Source organism: Pumilibacter muris (assembly GCF_943193045.1).
Lineage (GTDB): Bacteria > Bacillota > Clostridia > Christensenellales > Pumilibacteraceae > Pumilibacter > Pumilibacter muris.
This window is the reverse complement of the sequence record NZ_CALPCN010000004.1, coordinates 157767-170650: the sequence shown is the minus strand read 5'-3', so window position 1 is coordinate 170650 and position 12884 is coordinate 157767. Positions and strand designations below refer to the sequence as shown.

Here is a 12884-nt window from a genome sequence, read left to right as displayed (position 1 = left end):
TTTTACTCCTTGAATTTTGGTAAATCCGCAGAGCCGTATTTTCCGCAAACAAAAAGACGGCACGAAAAGCGTTTGAGATTTGCTTTCCTTGCCGTCTTGCGGTCTGCGGATTATTTTCCTTTTTAACTTATTTTCTATCTGAATTTTGTACTATTATTTTGCCATCGTCCGAAAAGCGTATCTTCGTTACGCATCCTTTGATAGCAATTTCGATTGTTTTTGTACGGCTATCCGCCATACAAATAAGTTTTCCTTGATTATTCCTAACTTCTTGCACAATTCACCTCTCGCATCTATTCGATTATCATTTTGACTCGTTATGCTTTTGCAATTTGAATGTTTTAAGTATAGATTGCATAACTTCGGCTTGCTTACCGGAAAGACTTTCGGAAATCATTTCCAAAAGTTCCGCTTGTTCATCGGATAGATACTTTCTATCCAGCTTATAATTTTTTTCTACATAAATTCCGCCTCCATGTCCTTGAACGGTATAAATCGGGTATTCAAGTGAAAGCGCAAGCACGTCATTCTCTATCGTGCGCTTTGTCACGCCAAATTCCGATGCAAGATTTTCTCTTGTATCGTATCTGCGCTGACACAGCACTTCGATAATAGCGCGTCTACGCTCATTTGCCGACACCGATTTATACCTCCTTTGCCGTACTTGTAGGCGTATTGTAAAATTCAAAGTCGAAAGATTTTTTCGAGTTTGAAAAAGTTTTTTAATTTTTTTCAAGAAAAACAAAAAAGCCACCGATAAGCGACTTTTCACTATTCCTATATAAATAGTGGTTAATCGCTTATCGGCGGCCTCTCGTGTTATTGCTTTCGCAAAAGTTCGGTTAAACCATCCGATTTTAATACAGTCCGCTCTCTCAGTTTTACCCTGTCCCTATTTCAGACCGACCGAGCGCGTTACCGTAAGTTTACATAAAAATGTATTATTGCTGAATTAAATATTGTCCTTTGGGTGCGTACACGTCAAGCTGAATATGCCGCCTGCCCATTACTTGCGAAACAGTTACCGTTCCGCACCTCGAACAAGAAACTCGCATTTTGCCGTTCTCATCTTGCAAACCTGTAATTTCGTTCTTGCAATTTACACAAAAGCACTTTACCGGTTTAGGATATGGGTTTTCATACATAGGACTCTCCTTCTTTTCTCTCACTTACAAAAATCTGAATTTGAAAAACTGCCATTGTACGGTTGAGAAGTCCGTAGCGGAAGTAATCCCTTTTTTGTAAGCATATATAACAACGGATTCCGTAGTTAATATCTTTTGATACAACTCACTAACACGCCTTGTATCTTACAACTGTCTACGATGATATCTTCGAGCGTTTTATTTTCAGGGTGCAATACAATCTTGCCGTTTCGCCTATACAAGCGTTTTAATGTATTGTTTCCATTTACAAGCGCAACGACAATATCTCCATCGTTTGCGCTCTCTTGCTTGCGTATTACAAGTAAATCATCTTTGTTTATTCCGGCGTCTATCATGCTGTCGCCGAACGCTCTAAGCATAAACAACTCACCGTTACCGAATACCGAACGCGGTAATTCAAAGCTTTCTTCTATGTTTTCAATCTCAAAGCACGGTTCGCCGCAAGCTATTTGCCCTATAAGCGGTACAAGTGTAGTTTCGCCGCTATGCAGTTGAGGGATAGGTGCTATATTCCCTATTGACGTGCGAGAAAGCTGACCTTCTTGCTCTAACTGTTTTACATACCGCTGCACGGTAGCAAGCGAACCGAGTTTTAATGCGTTCATAATGTTACGAAAGCTCGGTGATACGCCGTGTTTTTTTTGGTATTCGATATTATACTCTAATACAGCATTTTTAGTTTCTTCGTTAAGTATGCGCATTTCCTAACTCCGATTATAACGAAACATAGTGTTTTGTTATGCGAGAAAAGTATAACACGTCTTTTAATAAATGGCAAGCATTATCACTGTTATTTTCAAAAATCTTTTATCTCTACAAGAGAACGCAATAAATTATTCGTCTTTCGCCGTGGGGTTGTAGTGGAAAAAGACTTGCGCTGATTTTGCCATATCCGTATATTAGCTTAATTCGTCAAAGGAAAAAAGTATTGCTTAAAATTTTTATTGAGCGAGATTACAGCGCAATACTTTTTTCTTTTCTTTGACAGCGCGTCTTTTCCCACTCAACGGTATACCGTCGAAAGACGAATAAACAAAAAAGGAGTAGTTGCTATGAAAAAGCTGATGAAAAGTTTTTCAAAGTCGAAAAAAACTTGCGAGTTTAGCATTTATACTGCGCTCATCAAGTTTAGAAAGGAGCTACTGAAAGACATTGACACAGCAAGAAATTGATGCTATCATAAATACAATCCGGACAATTCCAGAAGGGCAAAACGAACTTGCGAGGACATTGTTAAAGGCTGCTGCCGATTCTCTGTCACTCGATAAAGTTGCTGCGCTCACCGGAACGCACATTGACAAACAATCGCAAAACGGGCTGATTTTGAAGTTTACCGAAAAGGAGATTTTAAAAATGCCCAAAACTTTCAGACAAGAGTTTAGAATTCAAGGTTGCACGACCCATATTAGAAGGCGTCCGTGCGGCAAAAACACGTTTAATTACGAAATTCGCTATCGGCGTAACGGGTATAACGTATCCGCGTCAGCAAAGTCAGTAGAGGAAGCTAAAGAAAAATTCATTGTCAAACTGCTTGAAGCGGAAAAAAGAGGCCCGAACAAAGCTAACGGTATACCTAGTGTGTTTGGCGCGTTCGCAGATTACTATTTCCAAAAATTCTACATACGTAGAGTTGCGGAAACTACGTACAAGAATACGCTCAACCGTTACAATAACCACGTTAAGCCTTTTTTCGGCGACTTAAGAATTAAATCGATTACGTCACTTATGTGTCAAGATCTGGTTGATGACTTGGACGCGGAAGGTAAACACAAAACCGCAGACGAAGTATATTGCCTGCTAAATACCATATTCCGTATGGCAATCAAGCACGGTCTTATCACGGTAAACCCTATAGACATCGTGTTCCACAAAAAGCACCAAACCGAACATGGCTCGGCGCTAAGCAAAACCGAAGAAGCACTCCTTCTGTCGGAAACGCAAGGCACACCATACCAGCTCATGTTCGCAGTTGGCTTATATACGGGGATGCGTCCTAATGAGTATCAAAGTGCGCGAATCGAAGGTGACTTCATTATTTCTATCAATAGTAAGCGCAAGAACGGAAAGGTACAGTACAAAAAAATACCAATCTCCCCTATGCTTGCGCCCTATGTGGCAAATGTTACCGAGCTTAAATTCTACGTGCCGAACCGCATACGCGAGAAATTCCATAGCGTGTTCCCCGATAGGAAGTTATACGATTTACGCACAACTTTTTATACGCGGTGTTGCGAATGTAGCGTAGCCGACGTAGCGCGTGATGAGTTCGTAGGACACTCTCACGGTGCTTTAGGCGACGCTTATATGGATTTATCAGACGAATTTCTAATAAAAGAAGGGCAAAAGTTAAACTACTAAAGTGCATATTGCCCCAAATCCTGCCCCAAAACGTGACCTAAAACAAGGTTTTTATTGAGGTTTTTACCCAAAAATGACCGATAAAAGGGCCATTACGGCAAGCCGATATACGAAAAATACACGCTCACGTGCGTTTTAAGCACAAAAGCGTGTATCCTGTGGTCGAGGTGACGGGACTTGAACCCACGACCTCTTGGTCCCGAAGATTATGCGCCAAAACGGGCGCTTTTTTTATACTGTTCCTGCATAGAAGACATGCCAGTCAAAACCTAATAGCAAACCGATTCTTTTTGCCATATCGGGCGACGGCGTTTTATTTCCGTTTATAATGTGTGTAAGATAGGAACGGTCAACGCCTAATATTTGGGCTACTTGATTTTTGTTAAAGTGCTTTTCTTGAAGTCCGTTTTCTACTTCTTCCGCAATGCGATACACAATAGCGTTTTCGCTTTCATAAGGTTCTGCTTTTACATACGAAACAAAATCTTCGTTTTGTCTTTGCAAAGACGCTATATCGCTCGCTTTGGGTAATCCTTGCGGGCTGTCTTTTGTGTAAACAAATAAAGCATCGCTTGCCATTAAAAAGGCTTCTTCCAAAGAATCGGCTTCGGTTAAACAACCGGGCAAGTCGGGAAACTCTACCCAGTAACCGTTATTTTCGTTTTTGTGGAATACAGCCGGATAAATTATTGCTTTCACGGTCTTACTCTCCTTTGCGCTTTTTGCGACTTATTTTCTTTTTTGCCGTTAAAGTCTTATTATGTTTTGTTTGCCGTTGTAATTATATACTAACGGTCTTTTTCTATGCCTGCTTGTTTAAGTATTGCTTGTTCTAATCCTTTTCCCAAATCTCTATTATGCATTGGAATTGTGGTTTGCTTGCCGGTTATAGGATTTTTCATTTGTAAATGTGACGTACCGTTTTGTCGGACTTCTTCAAAGCCATATTTTTTTAAGAGTCTTACCATTTCTCGTGGTGTCATTGGCATATATTTTTGCCCTCCTGCTTGTATTATATTACATTGTTGACCAAAAGTCAACACTTTTTTAGAAAAAAGTTGCTATCAAATTATGACAGCAACTCTTTAATGGCTTTTTGTATGTTTGCGGGGGCGGAGTGATATTTGCGGAGAAGTTCGGAGTCGGACGGTGAGAGAGCTGCGGTGCGGGAGCCGATCACGTTGTGGCTGTTCACGGTGTTGCCATTGCCGGAGACGTTCCCAGATGAAATGGTTACGTTGCCGAAGTCGTCTTCCCTACCCAAAAGGAAATCTGTGGTGACGTCGAAAAAATTTGCTATATCCTCTATATCTTGTAAGCTGGGTTCGCTTCTTCTTTTTTCCCAATCGCTTATTGTGCTTTGCGTTTTTTTTAGTCGTAGTGCTAATTCTTTTTGACTCAACTCTTGCGTTTCACGCAATTCTTTTATAATCAAATAAAACTTCATGACATAATAATACCGCAAAATCCCTTAAAATGTCTTGACATAAGGGAAAATCCGTTGTATAATCCTATGTAAGGGAAAATCCCTTAAATTGAATAATTTAGGAGGCAACAGAAACATGGAAAAAACGAGTGTAGAAGAATTATTGCAAAAGGACGTCGAAGGGAATTTTTGTCCGAATTGTAAACAAGAGAAAGAAACGAAAGTAATTAAACGCATGAGAAACAACGAATATGATTGCTTTTTCTGTCATGTAGACATGATGATTGAACGCGAGCATTTGTTTCATTACATATTCAGCGAAGCTATTTATCATACCGCAACATACAAGCAAATAGAAAAGCTTATCGGCTACTATTCGCAAATGTATCCGAATAACTCGGCGGAAGTAGAAATGCTACGCACTATAAACGAAATAGAACGCCTGTCTAACTGTGAAAAAGTTTAGTATTGCATTCACTGCAATATTGGTGATTGCTCGGGTGGTCGCCAATAGGTCGTCCGCAGTTTTTGCAAGTTCTGGGTGGCACATATTCGTGTTTCATCCAACAGTCATGGCAAGAATCATGACCGGGTTTCATGGGAGTAAATTCTTTTTTGCAGTATTTACAGATTTTCGTCATAGGTGGAACACTCCTTAAAAGGTTTATTTATCAGTATACCATAATTTAACAAAAAATACAAGTGGAGGCAACAAACATGAAAAAAAGAAAAAAGCGGTGTCACTATTATTGTGACGGTTATTGTTTTTGGCACGGTGATACAGGTGAAGTCTGTGACACTAACAATAACGAACATGACGGCTATTGTCCTATGCTGGAAAGTGATGCGAAGTTGGAACGAATTGCCGACGCTATGACGGCAGATGATGAAAGTTTAACGAATACTATGCCGCCCGACGACGAACCCGACGCGCACAGTTGCAGTGCGGAAGCGGACGCAAGCGGCGTATGTCAAGTGTGCGGCGCGTTGGTGTATATGAGTCCCGCATATTGCGACGCATACGGTTGCGACCCTCCCGAACGGCGAACACGGTATAACTCGTTTACGGATTGTATCGAAGACATAGACGATTAAGGCGGTTACATATGGTAAAATTCGAGGGCGAGAACGGAATAAAGATAGCGCAATTATTGAGTGCGATACGTGAACAAAATGGATTTACATATAAGCAATCGGTAGACTATTTTGTTCGCGCAGTAACCGACGAATCCGTTATCGACGATATAGGGTGCGTAATTTCCGAGTTAAAAGAATACGACAATCGACTTTGGCAATAAGGCGGAAAAGCTAAATCATATAACGGCTACACCTGCCGACTGCGGCAGATAGCAAATAAAATTTAAGTTGGCACCGACAAGGGCAAAGGAGTTTTTAACATGGTAAAAGTGGCAAAACAACAGGATGGACAGAACGCGCAACCGAGATTGCCTATAACGGCAACCGTAGTGGTGCACGAAAGCGGATTCGGTAAGGATAAGCGCGCATATATCGCGGCGGACCTTATCAACCCTTTTGAGGGCGAAGATTTCGAGGTTGAACTGTCGCCGAAGTGGAAGTCGGACAAAGGCATATTCGACTATAAAGCCCGCAAGCTGTTGAACGAAAGCGGGTCGTTTACGGTAAACGGTTATCTTACGCCCGTTACCTTTTACAGTAAGAAAAACAAAAAAGACATGACGGTGGTCAGTTGCTTTATAGACAATCCATTTTTTGCGGGCGATATAGAGTTCCGTGCGGATAAAAAAGAGCAGTATTCAGTGCTTGCCTTTTACTGTTCGGAAGCATGGAATATCAAACTTTCGCGGTATTACGACGAAGAAACGCCTGTTTCCGATGATTCCGAAGAGTAGCGTCTACCCCACTGCCACATGCGAAAGTTGCGCGTATTTTTGCGGAATAGACGACGCGCCCGCTATTGTCTTGGGAAACGTCGGTAAATGCGTCAAAAGCAATACGGTTACTTCTTCGGTCAACACGGCATGTGCTTACGCAAAAATAGTTAAAACGTCCCTTTGCGAAAAACGACGGTAAACTTGATTCGCGTCTCCGAAACGGCTTTCCCGTAGCTTGTGCCGAAACAAGTTACGGACCATTGCGGGCGTTCGGGTTGCCTCCGACGCTTTGCATACACAATCACTTTCAGACGTTTAGGTCGGCGTCGTCTATAAATAAACCGACTACCATTTAATAACCTCGCGCCCAACGGGGATAAGGGCAAAGGAAAGAATATGCCAAAGTATCAAGAGACGAAACGGCGAGCGGAGATAGTGAAAACTTCTCCCGTGTACAGCACGGTAAACAAGACCAAAGACGGCGAACGTGTGCATGTCGGGACGAAAATTGTGTATTCCGACGGCGTAACAAAAACGCTTTTAACGCCTGCGGGCAAGACGGCGAAAGCGGCGCAAGAGCTTCGTGTTGGCGCTCACATGACGAACGAGGGTAAATTCAAGTATGACGACAACGGCAATTTGAAAGAGCTCACAAAGGCGCAAAAGGCTTACCGTAGAGGGCGGGTCGACCAAGCGCGTGACAGTGCAAAGTGCTTTAACGCAAAAGGGGGCAAAAAATGAAAACTTTTACTATGGGAAAACAAATTAAAAGACGCGGCGTTATCGTTGCGTTTTGTGCTATGGTGGTTTTGGCACTTATTGCAACACTTTCGTTTATGCCGAAAACGGAAGCGCGGGCGGAAATGAGTACAAACGGACTCACATTTTTGAACGACAGCGAATTAAAAAGTCAGAATTTTCGTTATGACGTTCTTGCCGCTTCTCATACTTCATTTATCAAGCTTACAAATAATGTAGATAACACAAAAACAAGCGAAGGTATTATGAATTATTATCATAATACGACAGATTTATATGTTCTTGTCCCTCGTTCGGCGCCGTTTTCGTTTGAAGGGTTCGTTTTCAAAGATATTACGGTTAGTCGCTCGGGTACCCCTATAAATTTTACGCATTACAATGCGGATTATTTTGCTATTCATTCAAGCACATATCCCGATTATATTACATTCACATATAATTTTGAGCCGATTCCCGTTCAACTCCCTGACGCCCCCGTGAAAGAAGGGCACCACTTTGTGGGTTGGTATTACGACGAAGAACTTACACGTCCGTATAACGGCGAGCCTATCTATGCGGATACTACATTGTATCCGAAGTTTGAAATCAACACCTATACGGTTACATATGATTCAAACAACGGCACGGCGGTGAATCCTGCAACGGTGAACTGGAATTCGGCGGCTCCCACTCCTACCCCCACTCGCACAGGGTACAATTTTGTAGGGTGGTATACTTTGGCGGGCATGAAGTATAACGGTGAAGCTATTACCTCAAACGTCACGCTTGTGGCACGTTGGGAAATCAAAGTTTTTACCGTTACGTTTATGACGGAAAATAGCGAAGTTTATGCGACTTTGCAGGTTGAATACGGCACGCGACTTGTCAAGGCAATGGAAGCGGCAAATATGCTTTCTTATTCGGTTTCCACATTGCAAGGCGTTCCCGTTAGCAAACAGTCTATTATCACCGAAAACGCCGAAGTTCTTGTAACCGAACTCACAGATATGGAGAAAGTCGGGAATTATATCGGCACGCACGAATGGATTTTTTGGGCAGTAGTTGGTTTGCTATGTGCTTTGAGTGTTACTTCGATAGTGTCTATAACGGTAGCCGTAAAACGAGGGCAATAATATGATTCGCAGAATAATTACGGCGGTTATCGCCTTTATTCTGGGCGCGACTTGTGCGGTGGGCGGATTTTTCGTCTACCGCAAAGTCAAACCCACCGACAAAACGAACGGTGTTTCTTCGGTGCAATCTGCGGCTCTGTTAGCGTCCGACACAAGTAAGAATCCGTATGAAAACCCCGACGACCCGAATACGACGAAAAACGGCACGTGCTTTTCTACCGATACAATGACGGGCTACTTTATGGAAATTAAGCTGTCGAATCAGTCTACGGGAATAGTTTCGGAAGAATATGAAGACACTTGGGGTAAATGGTCGGGAACAGCCATGTGGTCGGACAAAACGCACGATGCGACGGCTCTGTTGACTTTTGTGGATATAAAATATAATAATCAACCCGTTTTCGTTAGCGTTTTCACCAAAGTGCGCTACGAAAGAAAGTCTATATTTCATCATGCTCGTTTATGGGCGCAGGAAGATTTTACGGAAGAAAACGGCAATGCTATCCGCATTCCCAAAAGTTATTACAACTTTATGCAGTATGCCATGCAAAATCAAGGGGCGTCTTTGCGGCGGTTTAATCTTACATTTGTGAAAAACGAAGGGAAAGACGTAATGCCGTTAAAATACACGCAGGAAATCGACGTGCGGCTGTATACCAAAGATATTCCCGCAGGCAGTGACGACCCAACGAGTCCCGATTTTAAGCTGGATAATTGGGCGGGCATTATGTCCGCTATGAAAAACGGCACAGGCTGTTCGGCAGATTCCATTCCTGTGTGGATATGGTGGGCGCTGGGTGGCTTGGCGGCGTTGTTTGTGCTTATGTTGGTGATTCGCTTGTTGCGGTTCGGCTTTGGCAAGTAACAAACATGGCAATAACAATAATCTGCGGAATACCCCGCGCAGGGAAAACGGCACTCATGACGCGGTTCGCGCTCGAACACATGAAAGGCGTGCAGGCGCATAGGGACCTTATAAAGTGCCGTAAATTACTTGCGCCGCTGAATAACGGCGGGTTTCATTACGAGCCGCCCGCCGACCACCTCGTGTTTGCGGACTACACCATTATGTCGGGCGCTAACGGCAGAATAAAAAGCTATGAGTGCAACGGCTTTTTTCTCGGGTTATATAATAAGGTGGACCACCCCACAATGTTCCTGCCGCCCGCGTCGTATATCTTTCTCGACGAAGCGCAAAAGTATTTCAACAGCCGCGACAGTAAGAATTTGGCGGATTTTGTGTCGCGGTTCTACGAGCTTCACGGGCATTACAGACTAAATGTGTGCTGCACGGTGCAGCGCCCCAAACTCATCGACCTAAATATCCGCGAACTTGCCGCCGAAGTCATTTTTGTGGAAGAGCTCGAACACGAGCAAACGGGCAGACGAGTGACGCGTTCGCAGTGGACTTGCTATCAATGGGATAACGTTGCCGCCGCTATCGCTTACATAGAGGGAGGCAAAAGCAAAATTTTGCGCGGCGACAAAGTGCATTTCGAGTACGCGGGCAACATTTTCAAACATTACGACAGTTATGCGTTCTTTCCCGCATTTTTGAAAGGTAACGAAGACGAAAGTTTCAATCTTCGGCACGCCGTTCCCACAGGCTACACCCGCGACGAAGTGGCAGACTTCAACGACCAACACGACTACACGGTGCCCGAAACGTATTATAAAAAAAGGAAGTCCTATGTTACGAGTTGACGAATTAGCGCGATTAACCGAAGAACATTACAATCAACTACGCACGCAAGGCGAATTGCGCGACAACGACACAATCACGGATAAGCAACTAAACGTGTCGCAAACGCCCGTCATAAACTCCGCAAACGCCGTTGTAAAGTTACGGCTCAAACGAGAAGAATATAGAGCCGCATGGGAGTACAAAGACACTCGCAAGGCGGATAAATGGGAGCATAAAGACAAAGTGCGGGAAATGAAAACGGCGCGCAAAAAGCTCACTGCCGCCCGTAAAGCGGAGAAAAAGGCAAACTCTGCCGCCGAGAAAGTCCGCCGCAAAGCCGAATCGAAAGCGAAGAAAGTAGCCAAAAAGGAAAAAAGCAAGGCGGCAAAAGTAGCCAAAGCAAACGCTAAAAAGGCGAAAAAAGCCGCTAAAAAACAGCGGAAATCCGCAAAAAGCAAGTGAAAAAACTATGCTCGAAGTCCGGGAATGTCACCCAAAAAGTCACTCGCGCGAGTGAGTGAATGAACGCCGATGCGCTGCGACGTCGCGCAAAAATTCACTTGCAATCAAAGGAAACCTCTCGCACAACGCAAAGAGCAACGGCAAAAATTATTCCTTTTGCCATTCGCTCGGTTGCGGGTATGCGCTCCACTCCACCCCGCCCATAACCCATAAAGCCGCGAGAGCGGAACGCAAGCCACTGCCTGCAAGGCAAAAAGCAATTCCCGCTCGGCGTGGGAACCTCACGTTCCCCCGCTCTGCAACTCGGCGAGTCGAACCCTTTCGGCTTCTCGCAAAGCTCCTTCGTCATGGGCGGGCAAACGGCGGTTGCGGTTATGCAATCGCAAAATTTTCGGCGGCGACCGCTTACGGCTTGCCTGCGGTCGCCGCCCCGTGCGGCGGCTTTCGTCGGCGGCTTGCGGCGCGCGCCAGCGCGCCGCAATGCCCCGACCTTGAACATTTAGAAACATCTCGTGACACGCGCTTATACATACTTTGTTTCGGAGAACAAAAAAAGCATGTTAGAAAATTTTGACTATTCGGAAATTTTATCTGCGTTGGAACTCTCGCAGGATTATGTTTCGGGTATAAAAGACCTTACTATATACAACGAAGAACTTGCCGCATATTACAGACGACTATTCGAAGAAACGGGCAAAGACAGCTACTTTCGACGCAACTACGCAATAGGCGGCTGCGGGCAAACGTTGTTGTTTGACTTCCACCACAAAAAGAGTATTGCCGACTTGATTCGCATGGAATTATGTCATGACCGTTTTTGTCCGAACTGCATGAAACTGAAACAGGCAACGCGGTTACAACGATTCATGCCGCCTATACTCGTGTTGACAGATGACAAAGCCGTTTTTCATATCGTTTTAACTGCGCCGAACATTCTCGGACCGTATTTGCGAACATACATAACTATTTTTTTCGAAGCGTGCGCTCGCTTGGTCCGTTTTCTCAACGGGACGGATAAAATTCGCGGCTTGGATTTATCCCCGTTGGGCTTTGCCGCCGCTTTACGCAATACCGAAATTACATACGGTTGGAATACTTCCGCTTTGCGTTCTTCCGCAAAACGTAAATTGTCCCCGCGTACGGATTATCATTTGCATTTGCACATGATTGTTGCTTTTAACAAAAATCTGTATTTGCCGAAAATTCATCGAAACAAATTCTCATACGATTACAGTTCGGGCAAACGCGTATATAAACGCTCGTTTTCGGATTTGGAAATCTTCTTGCAAAAACTGTGGCGGTTACTCGTAGACCAAATTACTGCGCGAATATATAAATTCGGATTGTCGTGTTCCGAACCTATTCCGAAATCGTCCCCGTTGTATCGTGTGTTCGGGAATGATTCCGTACTTCGTTCGGGAAAAGGGCGGAAAAATAACGCCGTAACACTTGACGCAATTCGCGCTATGGGTCCGAACGACGGCTATTCCGTTATAATGGACCCCGTAACGAACGACCACTTTGTGCAAGCGTTTAAGTATGCGTTTAAGGTGGAAAGCGAAAATCACGTCTTTATGGACTACAATCAATTTTCCGTGCTCGAACATGCTTTATACGGTCGTAAACTTATTCAAGGATACGGGGCTTGGTTTAATCTTCACGGTGAAGATGAAATCGAAGAGGGGTTCGACGAATTTTTCGACGTGTTCAAGGCGTATTTATGGCAAGTGGACCGTCCCGAATCGGTCAATCTTACTCCCGACGAAACTCTTGCCAAAATGCGAGAGGGCGAATATACGTTCATTACAAGGTCGAAGCTACGCCACCTTTTGGAAATTCCGTCCGCTCAAAAACTTTTGGAACACAAAAACGAAATTCCGCCTGCGCCGAAAGCAAGTTTTTCTTTCCCCGATTTGGCTTTGGCTTACGACAGATATATTCGAGAAAAAGAACGCTCTTCTTTATTCGCTAATATCCGTAAAGTAGAAGATACCGAAAGCGGAACTCACTTATTGCTTTTATCCGAACAACAGCTGAATTTTCTGCAAGATATTTTTTGAGGTT

Annotated in this window: 20 protein-coding genes; 11 read left to right on the top strand and 9 right to left on the bottom strand. The window is 43.9% G+C overall.

The window, feature by feature from the left end; genetic code table 11:
* Positions 1 to 304: 304 nt before the first annotated feature.
* From NFR62_RS06575 to lexA, 3 genes are all read right to left on the bottom strand, one after another.
* Entirely contained in the window at positions 305 to 640 is a 336-nt protein-coding gene (locus NFR62_RS06575; RefSeq protein WP_251616377.1) for a helix-turn-helix transcriptional regulator, read from the bottom strand.
* A gap of 301 nt (positions 641 to 941) precedes the next feature.
* Complete coding sequence (locus NFR62_RS06570; RefSeq protein ID WP_251616375.1) at positions 942 to 1145, bottom strand: hypothetical protein; 204 nt, start codon at positions 1143 to 1145, stop codon at positions 942 to 944.
* A 125-nt stretch (positions 1146 to 1270) separates the two neighbouring features.
* Entirely contained in the window at positions 1271 to 1867 is a 597-nt protein-coding gene (gene lexA, locus NFR62_RS06565; RefSeq protein WP_251616372.1) for a transcriptional repressor LexA, read from the bottom strand.
* 451 nt (positions 1868 to 2318) lie between these two features.
* Here lexA and NFR62_RS06560 point away from each other — a divergent pair, with 451 nt between their 5' ends.
* A complete protein-coding gene (locus NFR62_RS06560; RefSeq protein WP_251616360.1) occupies positions 2319 to 3524 on the top strand; it encodes a site-specific integrase in 1206 nt (401 codons plus the stop codon).
* Between the two features lie 231 nt (positions 3525 to 3755).
* Here NFR62_RS06560 and NFR62_RS06555 read toward each other — a convergent pair whose 3' ends face one another.
* From NFR62_RS06555 to NFR62_RS06545, 3 genes are all read right to left on the bottom strand, one after another.
* Positions 3756 to 4223, bottom strand: a complete 468-nt coding sequence (locus NFR62_RS06555; RefSeq protein ID WP_251616357.1) for a type II toxin-antitoxin system HicB family antitoxin — start codon at positions 4221 to 4223, stop codon at positions 3756 to 3758.
* 89 nt (positions 4224 to 4312) lie between these two features.
* Positions 4313 to 4513, bottom strand: a complete 201-nt coding sequence (locus tag NFR62_RS06550) for a type II toxin-antitoxin system HicA family toxin (protein ID WP_251616356.1) — start codon at positions 4511 to 4513, stop codon at positions 4313 to 4315.
* 80 nt (positions 4514 to 4593) lie between these two features.
* Positions 4594 to 4971 carry a helix-turn-helix domain-containing protein gene (locus tag NFR62_RS06545; protein WP_251616349.1) on the bottom strand — a complete coding sequence of 126 codons (378 nt, stop codon included), beginning with the start codon at positions 4969 to 4971 and terminating at the stop codon, positions 4594 to 4596.
* A 115-nt stretch (positions 4972 to 5086) separates the two neighbouring features.
* Here NFR62_RS06545 and NFR62_RS06540 point away from each other — a divergent pair, with 115 nt between their 5' ends.
* The gene (locus tag NFR62_RS06540) at positions 5087 to 5416 is read left to right on the top strand and encodes a hypothetical protein (RefSeq protein ID WP_251616346.1); all 330 of its coding nucleotides are present in this window, start codon (positions 5087 to 5089) and stop codon (positions 5414 to 5416) included.
* Here NFR62_RS06540 and NFR62_RS06535 read toward each other — a convergent pair.
* Positions 5397 to 5591 (bottom strand): double zinc ribbon domain-containing protein, encoded by a 195-nt coding sequence (locus NFR62_RS06535; protein WP_251616343.1) that lies wholly within the window; start codon positions 5589 to 5591, stop codon positions 5397 to 5399. The two genes, NFR62_RS06540 and NFR62_RS06535, sit on opposite strands and share 20 nt — an antisense overlap.
* A 190-nt stretch (positions 5592 to 5781) precedes the next feature.
* On the opposite strand from NFR62_RS06535, the gene NFR62_RS06530 reads away from it, so the two are divergent.
* From NFR62_RS06530 to NFR62_RS06520, 3 genes are all read left to right on the top strand, one after another.
* Entirely contained in the window at positions 5782 to 6045 is a 264-nt protein-coding gene (locus tag NFR62_RS06530; RefSeq protein ID WP_251616340.1) for a hypothetical protein, read from the top strand.
* An 11-nt stretch (positions 6046 to 6056) separates the two neighbouring features.
* Complete coding sequence (locus NFR62_RS06525) at positions 6057 to 6248, top strand: hypothetical protein (protein WP_251616337.1); 192 nt, start codon at positions 6057 to 6059, stop codon at positions 6246 to 6248.
* 99 nt (positions 6249 to 6347) lie between these two features.
* Positions 6348 to 6821 (top strand): hypothetical protein, encoded by a 474-nt coding sequence (locus tag NFR62_RS06520; protein WP_251616335.1) that lies wholly within the window; start codon positions 6348 to 6350, stop codon positions 6819 to 6821.
* A 3-nt stretch (positions 6822 to 6824) separates the two neighbouring features.
* Here the strand turns inward: NFR62_RS06520 and NFR62_RS10140 are convergent, their stop codons facing one another.
* Positions 6825 to 6947, bottom strand: a complete 123-nt coding sequence (locus tag NFR62_RS10140; protein WP_275556885.1) for a hypothetical protein — start codon at positions 6945 to 6947, stop codon at positions 6825 to 6827.
* Positions 6948 to 7199: 252 nt separating this feature from the next.
* On the opposite strand from NFR62_RS10140, the gene NFR62_RS06515 reads away from it, so the two are divergent.
* Genes NFR62_RS06515 through NFR62_RS06495 form a run of 5 tightly spaced genes read left to right on the top strand, consistent with a single transcriptional unit; the run spans position 7200 to position 10820 of the window.
* Positions 7200 to 7544, top strand: coding sequence for a hypothetical protein (locus NFR62_RS06515; protein ID WP_251616333.1), 345 nt, complete (start codon positions 7200 to 7202; stop codon positions 7542 to 7544).
* Complete coding sequence (locus tag NFR62_RS06510) at positions 7541 to 8674, top strand: InlB B-repeat-containing protein (protein WP_251616331.1); 1134 nt, start codon at positions 7541 to 7543, stop codon at positions 8672 to 8674. Before NFR62_RS06515 ends, NFR62_RS06510 begins: the two co-directional genes overlap by 4 nt.
* A 1-nt stretch (position 8675) precedes the next feature.
* The gene (locus tag NFR62_RS06505; protein WP_251616317.1) at positions 8676 to 9539 is read left to right on the top strand and encodes a hypothetical protein; all 864 of its coding nucleotides are present in this window, start codon (positions 8676 to 8678) and stop codon (positions 9537 to 9539) included.
* A 5-nt stretch (positions 9540 to 9544) separates the two neighbouring features.
* Positions 9545 to 10378: a zonular occludens toxin domain-containing protein gene (locus NFR62_RS06500; RefSeq protein ID WP_251616312.1), complete on the top strand. Its 834-nt coding sequence runs from the start codon at positions 9545 to 9547 to the stop codon at positions 10376 to 10378.
* Positions 10365 to 10820: a hypothetical protein gene (locus tag NFR62_RS06495; protein WP_251616309.1), complete on the top strand. Its 456-nt coding sequence runs from the start codon at positions 10365 to 10367 to the stop codon at positions 10818 to 10820. Before NFR62_RS06500 ends, NFR62_RS06495 begins: the two co-directional genes overlap by 14 nt.
* 94 nt (positions 10821 to 10914) lie before the next feature.
* On the opposite strand, the gene NFR62_RS06490 is transcribed toward NFR62_RS06495, so the two are convergent.
* Positions 10915 to 11319, bottom strand: coding sequence for a hypothetical protein (locus NFR62_RS06490; protein ID WP_251616307.1), 405 nt, complete (start codon positions 11317 to 11319; stop codon positions 10915 to 10917).
* A 58-nt stretch (positions 11320 to 11377) separates the two neighbouring features.
* Between NFR62_RS06490 and NFR62_RS06485 the strand changes: the two genes are divergently transcribed.
* Positions 11378 to 12880: a protein rep gene (locus NFR62_RS06485; RefSeq protein ID WP_251616291.1), complete on the top strand. Its 1503-nt coding sequence runs from the start codon at positions 11378 to 11380 to the stop codon at positions 12878 to 12880.
* Positions 12881 to 12884 lie beyond the last annotated feature (4 nt).